We start from the raw sequence: 14,693 nt of genomic DNA, 5'->3' as shown, positions 1-14,693 counted from the left end.
TTATGGTATAAATAGTACACGTCTTCCTAATCCCTTGAAATCAGTGGGTTTCTAGCATGTCAACCAAAAGTGAATACGAGATTGAATACGACTCTACTTTTAGCTGGAGCGGACGAAATCCATGAGCTGCTCAACGACTTCAAAACGTTGATTATCATTGATGTGGGTATACATATCAAGGGTCGTTTGAACATTGTTATGACCTAATCTGTCTGAAATGATTTTGGCTGTAACACCTGCTTCAAATAGGAGAGAAGCGTGTGTGTGCCTGAAACCGTGAGGAGTGATTTTTTTGACATCTTTATGTTCACAAAAGAATCTTTTAAGTCTCTCTTTAACAGCTGAAGGAGAAATCCATCCTCCGAAACTATTCGTAAAAATATAATTTGAATCATGTTTGTAAGGCACACTAGCCCGAAAATATTCTTTTATCTGCTGACGCTTCCAGAATTTCAATACATTCAGAGTTTCATCATCTAAGGTGATCACTCTCTTACTCTTTTTGGTTTTAGGGTCCTGAACAGTTTGTTTTTTATTAACAACGACAGCCGTACGAGAAATATCCAATCGTTTATTTTCAAAATCAACATCTGACCAGATGAGTCCGATAGCTTCTCCAGTCCTTAAACCAGTAAAAGCTAGTAAGTGATAAAAGGTATACTCTACAGGCTTACAATCTACTCTGCAAACTTTAAGAAATTCCGTTAGCTCCTGTTTTGTATAGTAGTTTTCTTTGGTCTTCAATGGCCTATTTTTAGGCTTGATAATCTTGTCTAAGGGATTTGACTTAATAATGTCAATAGAAGTGGCATACTTGAAAATACGGCTGATGACAGAGTAGTAATTGACATAGAGGATATAGCGATTACTTAACTGGATAGCAACCTTTTGACAATAAGCTACACTGATCTGCTGGATTTTCATATCTGTAAAATACAAGTCAATCATAACATCAAGTTTTTTCTTAACGTTCTGATAGGTTGTTGGTTTCACAGTGCTCTTATAGCTATCAAGCCATAACTCAGCGACTTCAGCGAAAGTAGGGTTCTGGAAATCTTCATTGTTTGAAAAACCATTTTCTTCAACGTCTAAGAGAAGGTCACGTTCGGCAGCCTTTGCCTCCTTTATGGTTTTAAAACCACGCCGTGTTGTGCGTTTTTCTTTTCCAGTAGCAGGGTCTATGCCCAGATATGTTTGAAAGAGATATCTAGTCTCTCCTTTTTTTGTAATGTATTTTTTTATCATAAAAAGTCCTTTCTTTTCGATTGCTTGCCCGCATAGTTGAAAAGGTGTAGAACTTATGATAAACTATAGTTGTATTTTTTTATCATCCTTTCCATTGCTTGCTAGATGGAAAGTTAAATCCTCACACTCAAAGTTTGGCGATGGCGAGTGTGAGTTTTTTTGTTTTTAATTCAACAAAAAACGGTAACTAAATTTATAGTTACCGTTTCTGCGTGGCAGCTTGTGCCAACCAGATTATTTGCACTAGGATTTCTCCTAGGTTAGTAACTATATATTATCAAATATATATCATTTTGTCAAAAATGGAAAGTTGAGTCCTCACACTGAAAGTTTGCCGTTGGAGATTGTGGGGATTTTTTTATTTTCTATTTTTTAAATATATTTTTTATAGCATGCCACAGGTATCTCCAACGGTAATTTTTGTGAAAATTACGATGCCTTTGTAAATCTGTTTTTAAAACATCTTTTGGATATCCCATTTCGCTGGCTAAAACTAGCCAATCTGAGGGGTATGATGCGTCATGCTCCTTTATAGAATAGAGACATAGTTCTAATAAGTTAAAGCCTTCTTTGTTATCAAATAAGGCTAAAGAATGGAAGAAAGTATATAGATCTCTTTGCCCTTTACCATTTCGGTAATCAGCCGGTGTTATCTTTATTTGGTTATGAAACTTTTTGTGGTAACTTAGACTCGCACTTGCTTTATAATTAAACATGCGTCCGCCATGAGCAGCACGATTTCTGAATGCTAATATTAAATCTAGTATTTCTATAAATAAAGTTTTATCTGCTGGTGTTAGTTGAGAGCTAGAAAGACCTGTACAAAGAGAAATAATCTTGTCTTTTTGTGGACCTTTTAGGATTTTAATAAAATTGGTGATATTTCCTAGTGTTGTTTCTTTAAAAAGTATCCATGGAGGTATGTGCTTATGTTTGATTCGATAAGAGTTTAAAGGCTCTACAGGTCTATTGGCTGCGATGTCTTTAAGCATATCCAGAAGAAAATCTCTTTGATATTTTTTGTGTTTACGTTGAAATTTCCCTTTATTATAATTTTTTCTATCTAGATAATCTGATTCTAAAATACCAAAATCTTCTGCTAGAGTATAAGCTAGGGCTGTTCTTAGAGATAACTCTACTTCCAAAGTCGCTTGCATGAGCAAACTTCTGATTTGTTTGTCAAGATTATAAAGTGAAACAAGGTGTTCAAATGTTTCCTTTTTTAAAAATGTTTCAACTTTTTTGGATGAATCAAGTAAAAAAATCTTGTATCCATTTACTATTTCGTAATAACCGTAGTTTCTGAGAGCAAAGTTAGCTGCTTTTCTATCTAAAATAGTTAAGTTTCTATTTTCTAATATTTTAATTTGTTTATTAAAATCGGAAAAAGGTTTCATTTTTTCTCCTATAAAGCACGAAAGAGCCTCAATAAGTATTGAGACTCTTTCGGTAGGATGCATCGGGCATCCGGACCAATTCGTATAAATACATTATAGAGTCTTTTGATATTTTTGTCAAGCAATTATTTCCATTTTGGAAACAGTTGGTTTCATTCCCCTCTATACACCCCGATAACTGCATAAATCTTGATGTGCGTGTCTTCGGCTGGTGGGAAGTCTAGGATGATGTCTTCGTACTTGTCATTGAGTGATACGAGGCGTAAGCGTCCGTTTTCGGTATAGATCTTCTTAAAGTAAGAACGGTCTCCGTATGCGATAACTGCTAGGTCTCCGTTGTAGGTAGTCAGTCCTTTGTCTACTAAATAGAGAATGTCTCCGTCTTGGTAGTCAGGTTGCATGGAGTCTCCGCTTACCTTAGTCGCAATATCGTGGCGTGGTGGTTGCTCGTCAACCTCTATAGTCTCTCTATCTGTATCGTCGTAACCGAATCCATAGTTAAATCCAGAAGCTGCTGCCGTCTCAGATACAACCTCAACTTGATAGAAGCTGATAACTTCCGACACTTCGTTTACCTTCGTTTCTTCTTCGTTTTGCTCTGTGTACATCTCGCTGTTTGCTTTTTGGCTCTTCAGAAGCTCCTCAGAAGTCCGTAGGACGATTTTTTTATTATCTGGGGTTAATTGTACCACCTTGTCCGTTATCTGCTGTGTGAGCAAATCTGGGGACGCTGTGGTATTTATATCTTTACCGTGTAGAATATAATCTGTTGTTGTGTTGAAAAGTTTTGCTAATTTCACTAATTTAGCACCAGTTGGCAAATTTTTTCCATTTTCCCATTTCGAGACCGTTGTATCTGATTTATACCCTAAGTAATCAGCTACTTCTGTTTGTTCTAAATTATTTGCTAAACGTAATTCTCTAATTCTATAAGATATTTCTTGTATGTTTTCCATTTGTTTTACCTCTTTTTCTCAACTATATTCTATAATATATTTGAGAAATTATCAAGTACAGTATAGAAAAAATCAAAAAAATTGAAAAAATCTCAAGTAAACTATTGACACTTGAGAAAAAATCAAGTATAATTAAATCATGGTTGAGGTAATCAACTAAATAAAACAAGGAGGAAAGACATGCTAAGTCGTAAGATGAAGCGGACAAAGAAATCCAGGCGACATAAAAAGCCTTGGAGCAATGAGTCCAAGGCAATCATCATCTCAGCATTGATACCAGCAATAGTTGAGATTATCAAATATCTCTTAGCTCTAGTTAAAGACTAAGGGAGAGGGGGAGGGGCGTAAGCCCCAAAACCCTATTTGATAATACGATTATAGCATGTCTTTTAGAAAAATGAAAGCAGAAGATAAAAAAATAGGACGCTGGAAATATAGGCTTGGTTGGTTGGTTGTTGCACTTATCTGGGCATTATTTATCTGGCATTGGTTCTTTTAGTGACTGCTAGAAAGGAGGTACTAAGTTGCCTAAACCAACAATAACAATAGCAGAAATTCGTGCAAAGAATGGGAAATTATCTCAAGAGGCATTTGGCGCAAGTATAGGCGTCAGCGCACAAACAGTTGGATCATGGGAAAAAGATATTTATAAAATTAAGCCAAAACATCTTTTAAAAATTTATGAGAAATATGGCGTAAGCTCCAAAGATTTACTAGGAGCTTAATTTTAAAAAAACAACTTGAGAAATTCTCATGTACATCTAACAAAAGTCAAAAAGGTCAAACTTTTTCAAAATCGATAGAATTAATTCTATCAAAACTGTTGACAAGTACCAACAGTTTTGAAAAGACCTATTAGTAGAAAGGAAAAAGTCAATGTATGGAGCGAAAATGAGGGAGCTGAGAACGGCTCAAAAGCTGGGCTTGCGTGAGCTTGCCAAGCGAACCTTGATAGACTACACGACCTTGTCACGAATCGAGAACGACCTGAAGGCAGTGACGCTGTCGCAGGCGGTGGTCATCGCCAAGGCGCTAGGGTGTAGGGTGGAAGATATGTTGTAGGAGGAAATACTATGAACAACGCAGCGCAAAAAGTAACACGGATTGACAGAGATGCCTGGGAGATCGCTACGGAGCTGGCGAACGAATACGGAGTATCTATTTGTCACATCATCAGCGAGAGCGTCCGCTACTGTGCAGAGAATGCCGAATTTAAGGAGATGGACGTTGTCGTTAAACGATTGGTAGTCGGCAGTAAGGTGCTGGAGTAGGAGGGTGGAGATGGAAGTTTTTCTTTATGTGGTCATTGTATCAGCTATTACTTCATTTTTGGTGACGGTAATGCTATTGCGAGGATATTCGAATAGATTGACCGAAATGCTTGAGAATTTTTTTGACAATGAATTGCAAGCACGAAAAGAGATACAAAAACTTACTTTAGATACAATGGATAGAATTGCTAACAAAAAAATTCACTAATAGGAGGGGAAGATGGGAGAACTAGTATGGTTTTACTTTGTTGTCATAATCAATCTTATTATTGGTTTAGCCACATACTACGCTAGCAAAAGAGATAGAAAAAAGCGCATCAACGAGTATAAAAAAATACAAGATGATGAGCTGGAAAGAATTAGAAATAAATTTAATTTATGATTTTTTAGAAGTCTTTACTTAGAAAGGAACATTATGAACGAATTAAAAATAAGAGAAGATGGTATTTATTTGAATAACCAAAAATTAAAAGGTGTGCAAGCAATCAAAACAAAAAGCACGGTTGAAAGCCACCATGCTACTGTCTACTTAAAATTTATTGCCAAGCTGATTTGAAATGAGGTTGGTAATAACTTGTGATGAAATATCTTTAAGGACATCCAGTGAAAAAGAACCAACATTCTTTGCTATATCTTTTGTTCGATTCCAATTGGTATCTTGGCGAATATCATTGATGAACTGATGACCATAAGGAGATAAATCTTGAATTGAGAAACCACCAAAATAATGTTGTACGTCGAGAAATAAGCCACTATGTTCACATTGTCTGACATGATAAAGTAGCTCTTCTTGTGAATATTTTGGAACAAGTTTTTCATATAGTTTATCCTCTGAGACATCATTGGAGTATGTTGAATACTCTTCAACAACAAAAAGGATATCACGGACACAATCAGGATTTAATTTCATCAGAATTACCTCGTTTTATTTTGATTATACCACATTTGAAAGGAACATTATGAACGAAATTTTTAATTTTCACGGGCAGGAAGTCCGTACTTTGACAATTGATGACGAGCCTTGGTTTGTCGGGAAGGATGTAGCGGATATCTTAGGATATGCTAAACCTCTGGACGCAATTTCTCGGCACGTTGATGAAGATGACTCCGTGAAATACGGACTCACCGATAATCTAGGACGAACACAAAATACTATTATCATCAACGAATCTGGTCTCTACTCTCTTATCTTATCCAGCAAGTTGCCTCAAGCTAAGGAGTTCAAGCGCTGGGTGACATCAGAGGTCTTGCCAGCTATTCGTAAGCAGGGTGGTTTCATTCGCGAGGATTTGGACGAGGATGCTTTTATCGCTCTCTTCACTGGCCAGAAGAAATTGCGTGAGCAACAGACTAGCATGTTGGAAGATATCGACTACCTCAAGAGTGAGCAACCGATTCATCCAAGCTATGCTCAGTCGCTCCTGAAGAAGCGTAAGGCTAGGGTTGTGGCTTGCCTGGGTGGCATTGATAGCCCAGCTTACGCGGATAAGATTTTTGCTCAGTCGGTATTTAGACAAGCTGAGATTGACTTTAAAGACCACTTCAACATTAGTCGCTATGACTTGCTACCCAAGAAGCATGCGGATGCCGCTCTAGCTTACTGGATGACGTGGGAGCCAAGCACCAATACCAAGATGAAAATCATGGAACTGAACGCATTTAGTCAAGCGTAGGGAGGGAAAGAAAATGAGACCAAGACGATATCCGTATAGTGGGAAAAGAAAAAAGCAATCTGATAGACAGATCGCTAAGTTAAAAAGAGATATTGATGTAAATCGTACAAATATATCATCTTTAAAATTCGTTATAGAAACTTTAAGTAACCATCAGATTGCTAAGTTAAAAAGAGATATTGATGTAAATCGTACAAATATATCATCTTTAAAATTCGTTATAGAAACTTTAAGTAACCATCAGAATTATCGATAACTTGATAACCTTGAGCAGTTGCTTCTTCGATAATTTCAGTTTTAGACATTTCAAAATCAGATAACTGAATTACTGCGCTAGGTTTATCAGTAGTCGACTCTGAAAAATTAGATAATAGAATATTATCGAGATTTTCCCAGGTTAGTTTCTTAACAACGTGGTTTGGCTTATGGCTAAGCTTACTCATTTTTTGAACCTCCTTTCTGTTAAATTTTTGACTAAAACGGGAGAGATATTAGTCAAGAGTATTATAGCAATTTAGGAGGATATTACATCAGTCTCAAGACCGATATAGGAGGTTAAATGGAAGACAAAATCATCGAACTTGCTGATTACTTCATCAGCGAATCTACAACATACAGAGAAGCTAAAATAGCGTGTGAGAAGCTATTTAGACAAGTCAGCCATGAGATAGAACTCAGAGCGCTGGAAAGTAAAACAGTTTGACAACAACGCAAAAAAGCACCTGACGGCAATCAGGCGCATACTAAAATAATCAAAATCATTATATCACAAAAATGCTTGCCCGCATAGTTGAGAGGATGTAAAAAATGGAAGGTATAACGTTACAATTACGATTGGACGGCGAAAGTGCTGAATTGTTCACCAATCAATTACTGGCTTTTGCTGAAAAGCAGGTCAAGGAGCAGTTAGAGAATGATCGTATGCCAATCAATCAACAGGCTTTGATGAAGAAGTTTGGCTTTACTCATGCCTATATTAAGAAATTAGAACGTAAAGGGTTAAGATTTCGTAAGCAAGGAAAAGATATTATGTACGATGTCAATGATGTTTATGAAATTTTGGAATTAGAGAAAGAAGTACGAAAATTAAGAGCATAAGGAGATAAAAATGTTTGAACCACCGATTTTAGACCAGCTTATGGGTGTTGGAGCTTTGCTGATTGGATTTGCAGGGGCTTATCGTCACATCAAATTGCAAGAGGAGCGTAAGGAAAAAGAAAGACGAGAAGAGCAAGAATTTGCGTCTATGATTATCCAAGTGCGTAATCATGCATACGAACGTGGTAGAGAGGACAAATGGCAAGAAATTCGTAAGAATATTCGTAGAGAGTTCAAGGGTTTCACCTACGACAACGAACCGCCTGTAGGATTGCGCCCTGAGCCTCTAGCCTTGCCAGATCCGAAACAGTCTGCAATCAGACTTTTGTAATGATGAGGTCAAGAAATGGAAGAATTGATTGAATCGCTGGATAACCTGATTATGATTGTTAAAGAACTGGAAGGAAGGGAATCAACTTCAAGACATTTTATTACGATATGGGAAAACGATTATAAAAATCTATTACTAGTCAAAGAATACCTAACAGACTATAAAAAACTAGCTAAGGACTATCGTGATGTGGAGCTTAAAAATAAGCTGCTAAAGATTGAAAAAATGGAGCTGGAAGGCAGGTACATCTATGAGGATATGCGAATGAAGTATCGCGCTAACCGTAGGAAGTGGGGTGCTAGGTATGTCTGAAATTAAGTGGATAAAAATCACAACCGATATTTTTGACGATGAAAAGATTTGCCTGATTGATGCCTTGCCTGATCCTGATGCCATCTTAGTGATATGGTTCAAGATTTTGACACTTGCTGGAAAACATAACAGTAATGGTTTGTTGATGATGACTGATAAGGTTCACTATACAGATGAAATGTTAGCTACTATTTTTCGTAGACCATTGAATACAGTAAGAATGGCTATTGGAGTTTTTGAACAGTTTGGGATGATTGAGATTATCGATGGTATTATTAGCTTGCCAAATTGGGAAAAACATCAAAACGTTGACGGAATGGAGAAAATAAAGGAACAGACACGCAACCGTGTAGCCAAATACCGTAAAAAACAGAAAAATCTTGCTCTTGGTAACGTTACAGGTAACGTTACAGTAACGGACGGTAACGCACTAGAAGAAGATAAAGATAAGAATAAGAATAGATTAGATAAAGATAAGAATAAGAAAAGAATAACTACTACTACTAGTAGTGGTGGTCAAGAAAATATCTTAGAACTTTTTCAATCTGAATTTCGTAGGCTCTTATCTGGATTTGAAATTGAAGAAATCAACCATCTCCTAAATGAGAATGATGTGGATTTGGTGAAAGAAGCATTGAAGACTGCTATTAACTCAGGAAAGCCGAACATCAAATATATTGGTGGGATTTTAAGAAATTGGCAGATGAACAATGTTACCACTGTTGAGCAGGTTCGTCAATCAGAGAAAAAGAATAAGGATAAGAAAGAAGAACAGGAGGCCAAGGACGAATGGGGATACTAGAACTAATTGAACAATTCGAGATTGACTATTATCCGTTAAGCTACGAGAAGAAAACTCTTTTAGCAGACCAACCAATTCATCAAGTGGTTGCATGCTTGTCTGAAATGGCTAGCTGGCATGAATGTGGAGGTCGTCTGTCATGGTAGACAATGTGTTTGAGGAGATTGCCTTATCTTATCACAGGAATACAGAACAACAAGATGAGTTTTGCGAAAAGCATAACATTCCTTTGATAAAGATATTGCGGACTGAGAGTGTTGTATGCCGCATGTGTGAATCTGAGCGGATCCATGAGGAGAATCAAGCAAGAGTGAATGAACTGGCCGACGCTGAGAATGAGCGAGAGAGGAAATACTATCTTGAGAAGTTTTCTCTTTATGATGAGGTTTTGAAAAATGCGACTTTGGACAACTTTGAGACACCCACTGAAAAAGAAGCGGAAAAGCTAGCTTTTGCAAAGAGGATTTGTCGTGAGTGGTCTGAGGGGGCTAGGAACAACATCGTGTTACAAGGAGAAGCTGGAACTGGTAAGAGCCATTTGGCCTTTGCGATGGTTAAGGCTCTATCTGAGTACACGAAAGAGATTGCGATTTTTATCAATGTGACGGACTTGTTGATGAAGATTAAAGCTGATTTTAGTCAGGAAGAGTTCCTGGTCAATAAGATTGCTAGCGCTAAGTTCTTGGTTTTGGATGATTTGGGCATGGAGAAGGATAGCGAATGGTCGTTTACTATTCTCTACAATATCCTGAATAAGCGTTCAAATACAATCATTACCACCAATTTGATTTCTGCTGATATTCAGAAAAGATATGGCAGACCCTTTATGTCCAGACTGATGAAGGGTGTAGATAAAGACCATTTGATGGTTTTCAATGACTTGACAAACAAGCGGAAGCACTATTTTTAGAATGGAGGTGGCTGATGTTTATTTTAAAGCATGGGACAAGAGAGGATAAGCCGTTTCTGAGGTCCGCAGTTATTGGTGTGACTGGCTTGGACATTTCATGTTCTGAGGAGAAGAAAGCCATGCGGTTTGTTTCTCGTGGGGCAGCTGTACAGGTAGGCAAGGCATTGAGAGGATCTTTTGGGAACTTTTACCCTGTTGAGGTGGAGTGATGAAAGATATCAGAATACTAGATGCTTGCTGTGGCTCTCGAATGTTTTGGTTTGATAAAAATGAACCACACACAACATACATGGATAGACGTGAAGAGGAATTTGAGATTCACAAAAAGAAAATCAATGTTAAGCCAGACATTGTTGCAGATTTTCGAGATATGCCATTTGATGATGAAACATTCAACCTTGTTGTATTTGATCCACCACACCTTTTATGGGCTGGCCAGAAATCATTCATGCGTGCGCAATATGGACAACTAGACTTGTTGACTTGGAGATTAGATTTACAACAAGGTTTTGAAGAATGTTTTAGGGTTTTGAAAACAGGAGGAACACTTATTTTCAAGTGGTCTGATGCTCAAGTAAATGTTAAGGAAATTTTGGAATTAGTCCCACAACAACCACTTTTTGGGCAACAGCGTGGGACAACTCACTGGATGGCTTTTATGAAATTTTAGGAGGTATTGATGCTAAATCTTTACTTCGTCTACAACGGGCACTGCAAGTTTTACCTTGGGATGTTTGACAATGTCGATGATCTCATTGAGCAAATGGAAGATCATCAGTGGGCTTTCTCGGCTATCACTCAGCCAAGGTTTCAGAAGCACATTGGTCAGCGGACGACACGGTTTGACTATGGTGCGAAGGATTGTTACTATTTAGCAACTTTTTCAGGAGGATAAGAAAATGATTGAACTTATTAAAGAATTTGGCATGGCTATTCTATGGCTATTTCTCGGCTACTTAATCGGAGAACGTGCAGCAAGAAAGGACAAGAAAGATGATCAATAATGTTACGTTAGTGGGGCGCTTGACGAAAGACCCTGAATTAAAATATACGCCGTCGAATGTGGCGGTTGCTACCTTTACGCTGGCGGTCAATCGGAATTTCAAGGGAGCTAACGGCGAGCGAGAGGCGGACTTCATCAACTGTATGATGTGGCGCAAGCAGGCGGAGCTATTCGCAGAATGGTGCAAGAAGGGCAATCTGGTCGGTGTGACGGGTCGCATCCAGACAAGGAACTATGAGAATCAGGAGGGGCGCAGGGTCTATCTGACTGAGGTGGTCGCAGATGGTTTTGAGCGACTTGAAAAGCGTGATGATACTGCTAACCGTTCGAATATTGAGGAACAAATGCCAGGATACGCCCTTGAGGAAGATGATTTTCCGTTTTAGTGGGAGGTAAGAAATATGGTTGGAGTAACCTATCAGGAAATTCATCTCTTTGTTGAGTTTTTGAAAAAGCAGTATGGGCAAGGGCGTCCAGACTATATTGAAGCCCTGAACGACTTAGACGGTATGGCGGAAGTCTCCTATAGAGAAGCTATTGAAAGATTTTTAGACGATGAATTACGATAAACAGGTAGTAATCGAAGGACTGAAACGCACAATTGAGCAAAATGAAGAGAAGATAATCGAGTATTCGAAACCGTGCGATGCACGCAAGAGACGGATTAGAGCGCTGGAGCGCGATTTGTTGAAGAAAAAGAATAAAGAATTAAGAGGGAAAGTGGAGGAGTTGGAAGATGAAATATAAAGTGACAGAATACCATTCAGATTTTCAAGAAGAACAGACTGGCACTTGCGAATTGTGTTTTGGTACAGCGTGGGTTGAAAATGGTTCAATAACGGTTGAAGATGAAAATGGAACTGAAACAGAAATTTATTTAACTGTTTGGGATTGGGGCGATTACGACACAATCTACATTGATAATGTGGTTAATTTCTCAGCTTGGTTGCAAGAAAGGGAAGTTGACCCAATCGTTGAAGAAACCGAACCTTGGTCGTGGTTGCATGAATTGGTAGAAAAATATAATGAGGAGTTGGAAGATGATGGAAGATTTAAAGCAAAAAGTTAATGCAGTATACAACTGGACGGTAGAAGACGGGAAGGCCAAACCTCCCAAGCAAGATTTACCACAAGCAGTGAAAGACCGGGTGGACTATTTTTGGGAAATGGCAGAAGATGGTATGACATTTATGGGAGCGATGGAATGCATCTTCGCTGATGAAAAGCCTACCGACTATGATTTGGGAGCTACTAAGGGTTGGTTGCCAAAATCTAAGGAGTTTGATGATTGGGTTGGCTATTCGCCAAGCATGGCTCAGGTAGTTATTGCAGTTTATTTGATTTATAGAGGAAACTAAGATGAATAAGCAGGAATTGATTAATGTCCCACGGATTTTGTTCCCTATCGGAACAGAGATTTTAATAAAAGGGAAGATAGTTGGCTTAAAGGTGCTTGCTGACAGGTTTGTTGAGAATATTGTTAAACTCGATTACGGCGAACAAATTATTGCTCCAAACGATGCGATTTATGTCAAGGACGAACCGCAACCAGTCAAAGTTCCGCAGTTTGTGGCTGAATTTATCACAGAACAGAAAAAACTGGGGCATACACTGTCCTACTCAATAGACGCAAGCATGTCTGACATAGTAGCAGAATGGTACTGGGATAATTCCGAACTTTTCGCACTAGCTTGGATTTTCGGCTACGAGGTCGAGAAAGAGAAGCGGTATCGGGTTAAGATTAAAGGGAATATTAAAGAAAATATGTTGGTTTATGGAGAACTTTTGGAAAGGTATTACTTTACAAAAAGCCTTAGTTTAGACAATGCTATATATTCCCACACCCGTAAAGAACTAGAAGACGCTGGTTTCGGCTGGGTATTCGATTGTCCAGGGATTGAGATTGAGGAGGTTGAGTGATGATTATCAAGAATTACAAATATGATTTTTCGAGTGGCAGAATACGCTACACAATTGATGTAGATGGCTATGAAACAGCTATGGAACATACAAAGACAGAATACGGAAGTGTCCAAAGAAATGATATTGATGATTTCTTGCTTTCAGTCGAGAATAACGACTTTCAAGAAGCTGAAATGGTTGAAGAATTTGTTGATTTTCAAAGCCATTTGCTTATGTATGGAATTGATTTTGAATTGAGAAATGGGGTGGAGTGATGAAGAAAATAACGTTTATCATAGGGTTAGGAGGCGAGCAAATAGAATTCAAAACAGATAGAGATGATTTTATCAATGAATTAAAATTTCGTTATGAAAACAAGCAACTTCTTGAAATCAATCTTGGTCCTGAGATTGTGTTGCTCAATCCCAGCAAGATCTTATTTGTTAAAATCAAGGAGGTAACAGATTGAAACGATTCATAGCTATCTGGATTCTGGTATCTGCTGGACTAAACATCTGGCAGATGGACAGGATTGCAGAACTAGAAAAGAAAAAGCCGATGGTTATCTACAAGGCGGATAACGCAGGTGCTGAGATTTTTGGTAAGGTCGTCGAGAAAGGACGACATGGAAAATTATACACGCTTACGATTAGTGATTACGGTGTGTTCGTGGTTACGAAGGACGTGTATGAGAAAGTGAAAGTTGGGGATGAGGTGATGTTATGATACCAAAATTTAGAGCGTGGGATAGACTGCGAAAAGAAATGAATTACAAAGTCATGGTAGGCAATTGTGACACAGATGATGAAAACTGGACTTGTCCTATCATTTGGATTGAATATAGAAAAAAGTGGTTACATTTTGATGATTATGAATGTATCATGCAATCAACAGGACTCAAGGATAAGAACGACAAAGAGGTCTTTATCGGAGATATTATAAAATGTACAAAAGGATGCGCTCACGAAGTCTATATAGAAAAAGAATATGGCGGTACGTATTTCGGAGGAATGCCAGCTGTATACCTAAAAGGATTGGGAGAAGGATATGCGTGGACTGAAGACGAGGAAATCATCGGCAACATCTACGAAAACCCAGAGCTTTTGGAGGATAAATAATGAACCCAGAAATAATTGACAATATAAATAAACCAAGCCACTACCAAGGTTGGTATGGTATGGAATCCATCGATGCTTTAAGGAACTTCATGACAGACGAACAGTTGAAAGGTTTTTTATGGGGAACAGTTTGAAGTACATACTACGACACCAAAAGAAAAACGGCCTTGAAGACCTGAAGAAAGCACGCAAGAACCTTGATTGGCTGATTGAGGAGATGGAACATGAGTGAATACGCGTTATATCAAGGCGACGTGTTCATAACATTGGGAACTCTTGCGGAAATCAGTAAAGAAACAGGTATTGCTGAAAGGATGTTAAAGTATTACACTTTTGCATCCACGCAAAGAAGAAATCCAAATGGTAGAGCTGTCGTAAAGATCGAGGTGGATGATGAATGATAAATTAAATCCAAGACAAGCAAGTAGGTTTGCTTTCTTGCTAAAGCAAAAACGTAAGGAAAGGAAGTTGTCACAAGAAAAGTTAGCAGCTAAACTAGGCTATAGTCGCTACCTAATTGCTCAATGGGAGAAGGAGGAAAGTGTACCGAATATTTATAATGTAGAAGATATCTGTACTTACTTTGCTTTTCCTGCTGATATTATTCTCGGGAGTAGGGCATGAAAAAAAGCCAGCACACGGCTGACCTTCATGGTATGGTTTCGCATAACTATT

The 14,693-nt window shown here is 38.2% G+C and carries 35 protein-coding genes and 1 pseudogene; 31 read left to right on the top strand and 5 right to left on the bottom strand.

All coding sequences use genetic code 11. From position 1 onward, the window contains the following. Nucleotides 1–99: 99 nt before the first annotated feature. The 3 genes from HT708_RS02425 to HT708_RS02415 form a co-directional block, all read right to left on the bottom strand. Nucleotides 100–1,245 (bottom strand): site-specific integrase, encoded by a 1,146-nt coding sequence (locus HT708_RS02425; protein ID WP_172925923.1) that lies wholly within the window; start codon nucleotides 1,243–1,245, stop codon nucleotides 100–102. A 365-nt stretch (nucleotides 1,246–1,610) separates the two neighbouring features. Continuing rightward, nucleotides 1,611–2,642 (bottom strand): Abi family protein, encoded by a 1,032-nt coding sequence (locus HT708_RS02420; protein ID WP_172925922.1) that lies wholly within the window; start codon nucleotides 2,640–2,642, stop codon nucleotides 1,611–1,613. Between the two features lie 152 nt (nucleotides 2,643–2,794). Then, complete coding sequence (locus tag HT708_RS02415) at nucleotides 2,795–3,598, bottom strand: S24 family peptidase (protein ID WP_172925921.1); 804 nt, start codon at nucleotides 3,596–3,598, stop codon at nucleotides 2,795–2,797. Between the two features lie 180 nt (nucleotides 3,599–3,778). Between HT708_RS02415 and HT708_RS02410 the strand changes: the two genes are divergently transcribed. The 7 genes from HT708_RS02410 to HT708_RS02380 all read left to right on the top strand — a co-directional run bounded on the left by HT708_RS02410 (nucleotide 3,779) and on the right by HT708_RS02380 (nucleotide 5,425). Then, on the top strand, nucleotides 3,779–3,925 hold the full coding sequence (locus HT708_RS02410; protein ID WP_014017253.1) for a hypothetical protein: 147 nt from the start codon (nucleotides 3,779–3,781) through the stop codon (nucleotides 3,923–3,925). Nucleotides 3,926–4,122: 197 nt separating this feature from the next. After that, the gene (locus HT708_RS02405) at nucleotides 4,123–4,323 is read left to right on the top strand and encodes a helix-turn-helix transcriptional regulator (protein ID WP_050365350.1); all 201 of its coding nucleotides are present in this window, start codon (nucleotides 4,123–4,125) and stop codon (nucleotides 4,321–4,323) included. A gap of 151 nt (nucleotides 4,324–4,474) precedes the next feature. Next, entirely contained in the window at nucleotides 4,475–4,660 is a 186-nt protein-coding gene (locus HT708_RS02400) for a helix-turn-helix transcriptional regulator (RefSeq protein WP_000274132.1), read from the top strand. A gap of 11 nt (nucleotides 4,661–4,671) precedes the next feature. Beyond that, a complete protein-coding gene (locus HT708_RS02395; RefSeq protein WP_001057655.1) occupies nucleotides 4,672–4,869 on the top strand; it encodes a hypothetical protein in 198 nt (65 codons plus the stop codon). 10 nt (nucleotides 4,870–4,879) lie between these two features. Continuing rightward, entirely contained in the window at nucleotides 4,880–5,077 is a 198-nt protein-coding gene (locus HT708_RS02390; RefSeq protein ID WP_172922098.1) for a hypothetical protein, read from the top strand. A gap of 12 nt (nucleotides 5,078–5,089) precedes the next feature. After that, entirely contained in the window at nucleotides 5,090–5,251 is a 162-nt protein-coding gene (locus tag HT708_RS02385) for a hypothetical protein (RefSeq protein WP_172922097.1), read from the top strand. Between the two features lie 33 nt (nucleotides 5,252–5,284). Next, nucleotides 5,285–5,425: a hypothetical protein gene (locus HT708_RS02380; RefSeq protein ID WP_158086467.1), complete on the top strand. Its 141-nt coding sequence runs from the start codon at nucleotides 5,285–5,287 to the stop codon at nucleotides 5,423–5,425. On the opposite strand, the gene HT708_RS02375 is transcribed toward HT708_RS02380, so the two are convergent. After that, on the bottom strand, nucleotides 5,399–5,779 hold the full coding sequence (locus tag HT708_RS02375; RefSeq protein WP_172925920.1) for a DUF2513 domain-containing protein: 381 nt from the start codon (nucleotides 5,777–5,779) through the stop codon (nucleotides 5,399–5,401). The genes HT708_RS02380 and HT708_RS02375 overlap by 27 nt on opposite strands. Nucleotides 5,780–5,828: 49 nt before the next feature. On the opposite strand from HT708_RS02375, the gene HT708_RS02370 reads away from it, so the two are divergent. Further along, nucleotides 5,829–6,542, top strand: a complete 714-nt coding sequence (locus tag HT708_RS02370; RefSeq protein ID WP_050207546.1) for an ORF6C domain-containing protein — start codon at nucleotides 5,829–5,831, stop codon at nucleotides 6,540–6,542. 218 nt (nucleotides 6,543–6,760) lie between these two features. Here the strand turns inward: HT708_RS02370 and HT708_RS02365 are convergent, their stop codons facing one another. Beyond that, entirely contained in the window at nucleotides 6,761–6,985 is a 225-nt protein-coding gene (locus HT708_RS02365) for a hypothetical protein (protein WP_000040988.1), read from the bottom strand. A gap of 116 nt (nucleotides 6,986–7,101) precedes the next feature. On the opposite strand from HT708_RS02365, the gene HT708_RS02360 reads away from it, so the two are divergent. The 23 genes and pseudogenes from HT708_RS02360 to HT708_RS02250 all read left to right on the top strand — a co-directional run bounded on the left by HT708_RS02360 (nucleotide 7,102) and on the right by HT708_RS02250 (nucleotide 14,642). Next, complete coding sequence (locus tag HT708_RS02360; RefSeq protein WP_000389586.1) at nucleotides 7,102–7,245, top strand: hypothetical protein; 144 nt, start codon at nucleotides 7,102–7,104, stop codon at nucleotides 7,243–7,245. Nucleotides 7,246–7,349: 104 nt separating this feature from the next. Next, complete coding sequence (locus HT708_RS02355; protein ID WP_023937079.1) at nucleotides 7,350–7,640, top strand: hypothetical protein; 291 nt, start codon at nucleotides 7,350–7,352, stop codon at nucleotides 7,638–7,640. A gap of 10 nt (nucleotides 7,641–7,650) precedes the next feature. Then, nucleotides 7,651–7,971, top strand: a complete 321-nt coding sequence (locus HT708_RS02350) for a hypothetical protein (RefSeq protein WP_172925919.1) — start codon at nucleotides 7,651–7,653, stop codon at nucleotides 7,969–7,971. Between the two features lie 15 nt (nucleotides 7,972–7,986). Further along, nucleotides 7,987–8,283 (top strand): hypothetical protein, encoded by a 297-nt coding sequence (locus HT708_RS02345; RefSeq protein WP_119942791.1) that lies wholly within the window; start codon nucleotides 7,987–7,989, stop codon nucleotides 8,281–8,283. Then, a complete protein-coding gene (locus HT708_RS02340) occupies nucleotides 8,276–9,085 on the top strand; it encodes a phage replisome organizer N-terminal domain-containing protein (RefSeq protein WP_001289773.1) in 810 nt (269 codons plus the stop codon). The genes HT708_RS02345 and HT708_RS02340 overlap by 8 nt, the downstream gene beginning before the upstream one ends. Next, entirely contained in the window at nucleotides 9,073–9,231 is a 159-nt protein-coding gene (locus HT708_RS02335; protein WP_000511763.1) for a hypothetical protein, read from the top strand. The genes HT708_RS02340 and HT708_RS02335 overlap by 13 nt, the downstream gene beginning before the upstream one ends. After that, nucleotides 9,225–9,995 (top strand): ATP-binding protein, encoded by a 771-nt coding sequence (locus HT708_RS02330; RefSeq protein ID WP_000228206.1) that lies wholly within the window; start codon nucleotides 9,225–9,227, stop codon nucleotides 9,993–9,995. Before HT708_RS02335 ends, HT708_RS02330 begins: the two co-directional genes overlap by 7 nt. Nucleotides 9,996–10,009: 14 nt before the next feature. Next, nucleotides 10,010–10,204: a hypothetical protein gene (locus tag HT708_RS02325; RefSeq protein WP_166727859.1), complete on the top strand. Its 195-nt coding sequence runs from the start codon at nucleotides 10,010–10,012 to the stop codon at nucleotides 10,202–10,204. Next, nucleotides 10,204–10,665: a methyltransferase domain-containing protein gene (locus tag HT708_RS02320; RefSeq protein ID WP_023937069.1), complete on the top strand. Its 462-nt coding sequence runs from the start codon at nucleotides 10,204–10,206 to the stop codon at nucleotides 10,663–10,665. The genes HT708_RS02325 and HT708_RS02320 overlap by 1 nt, the downstream gene beginning before the upstream one ends. A gap of 9 nt (nucleotides 10,666–10,674) precedes the next feature. Further along, nucleotides 10,675–10,890, top strand: a complete 216-nt coding sequence (locus HT708_RS02315) for a hypothetical protein (protein WP_050261588.1) — start codon at nucleotides 10,675–10,677, stop codon at nucleotides 10,888–10,890. A 98-nt stretch (nucleotides 10,891–10,988) separates the two neighbouring features. After that, on the top strand, nucleotides 10,989–11,384 hold the full coding sequence (gene ssb / locus HT708_RS02310) for a single-stranded DNA-binding protein (RefSeq protein ID WP_000609557.1): 396 nt from the start codon (nucleotides 10,989–10,991) through the stop codon (nucleotides 11,382–11,384). A 15-nt stretch (nucleotides 11,385–11,399) separates the two neighbouring features. Then, nucleotides 11,400–11,567, top strand: a complete 168-nt coding sequence (locus tag HT708_RS02305) for a hypothetical protein (RefSeq protein ID WP_000233205.1) — start codon at nucleotides 11,400–11,402, stop codon at nucleotides 11,565–11,567. After that, nucleotides 11,554–11,745 (top strand): hypothetical protein, encoded by a 192-nt coding sequence (locus HT708_RS02300; RefSeq protein ID WP_023938752.1) that lies wholly within the window; start codon nucleotides 11,554–11,556, stop codon nucleotides 11,743–11,745. Before HT708_RS02305 ends, HT708_RS02300 begins: the two co-directional genes overlap by 14 nt. Further along, complete coding sequence (locus HT708_RS02295) at nucleotides 11,735–12,067, top strand: hypothetical protein (protein ID WP_050261587.1); 333 nt, start codon at nucleotides 11,735–11,737, stop codon at nucleotides 12,065–12,067. The genes HT708_RS02300 and HT708_RS02295 overlap by 11 nt, the downstream gene beginning before the upstream one ends. Then, nucleotides 12,039–12,356, top strand: coding sequence for a hypothetical protein (locus HT708_RS02290; RefSeq protein ID WP_000969624.1), 318 nt, complete (start codon nucleotides 12,039–12,041; stop codon nucleotides 12,354–12,356). Before HT708_RS02295 ends, HT708_RS02290 begins: the two co-directional genes overlap by 29 nt. A gap of 1 nt (nucleotide 12,357) precedes the next feature. After that, nucleotides 12,358–12,918, top strand: a complete 561-nt coding sequence (locus HT708_RS02285; RefSeq protein WP_172925918.1) for a DUF1642 domain-containing protein — start codon at nucleotides 12,358–12,360, stop codon at nucleotides 12,916–12,918. After that, on the top strand, nucleotides 12,918–13,175 hold the full coding sequence (locus HT708_RS02280) for a hypothetical protein (RefSeq protein WP_000584495.1): 258 nt from the start codon (nucleotides 12,918–12,920) through the stop codon (nucleotides 13,173–13,175). The genes HT708_RS02285 and HT708_RS02280 overlap by 1 nt, the downstream gene beginning before the upstream one ends. After that, on the top strand, nucleotides 13,175–13,369 hold the full coding sequence (locus HT708_RS02275; protein WP_000724358.1) for a hypothetical protein: 195 nt from the start codon (nucleotides 13,175–13,177) through the stop codon (nucleotides 13,367–13,369). Before HT708_RS02280 ends, HT708_RS02275 begins: the two co-directional genes overlap by 1 nt. Beyond that, nucleotides 13,366–13,626: a DUF1372 family protein gene (locus HT708_RS02270; RefSeq protein WP_000819333.1), complete on the top strand. Its 261-nt coding sequence runs from the start codon at nucleotides 13,366–13,368 to the stop codon at nucleotides 13,624–13,626. Before HT708_RS02275 ends, HT708_RS02270 begins: the two co-directional genes overlap by 4 nt. Further along, nucleotides 13,623–14,018: a YopX family protein gene (locus HT708_RS02265; protein ID WP_172925917.1), complete on the top strand. Its 396-nt coding sequence runs from the start codon at nucleotides 13,623–13,625 to the stop codon at nucleotides 14,016–14,018. The genes HT708_RS02270 and HT708_RS02265 overlap by 4 nt, the downstream gene beginning before the upstream one ends. Further along, nucleotides 14,018–14,250, top strand: a pseudogene (locus HT708_RS02260) (DUF3310 domain-containing protein). The gene HT708_RS02265 and the pseudogene HT708_RS02260 overlap by 1 nt, the downstream one beginning before the upstream one ends. After that, on the top strand, nucleotides 14,243–14,419 hold the full coding sequence (locus HT708_RS02255; RefSeq protein WP_000005959.1) for a hypothetical protein: 177 nt from the start codon (nucleotides 14,243–14,245) through the stop codon (nucleotides 14,417–14,419). Before HT708_RS02260 ends, HT708_RS02255 begins: the two are co-directional and overlap by 8 nt. Continuing rightward, nucleotides 14,412–14,642, top strand: a complete 231-nt coding sequence (locus HT708_RS02250; protein WP_172925916.1) for a helix-turn-helix transcriptional regulator — start codon at nucleotides 14,412–14,414, stop codon at nucleotides 14,640–14,642. The genes HT708_RS02255 and HT708_RS02250 overlap by 8 nt, the downstream gene beginning before the upstream one ends. Nucleotides 14,643–14,693: the final 51 nt, after the last annotated feature.

This window comes from Streptococcus sp. 3613 (assembly GCF_013277375.1).
Classification (GTDB): domain Bacteria; phylum Bacillota; class Bacilli; order Lactobacillales; family Streptococcaceae; genus Streptococcus; species Streptococcus pseudopneumoniae.
Note: the sequence above shows the minus strand (reverse complement) of the source record. Positions and strands in the feature narration are given on the sequence as shown.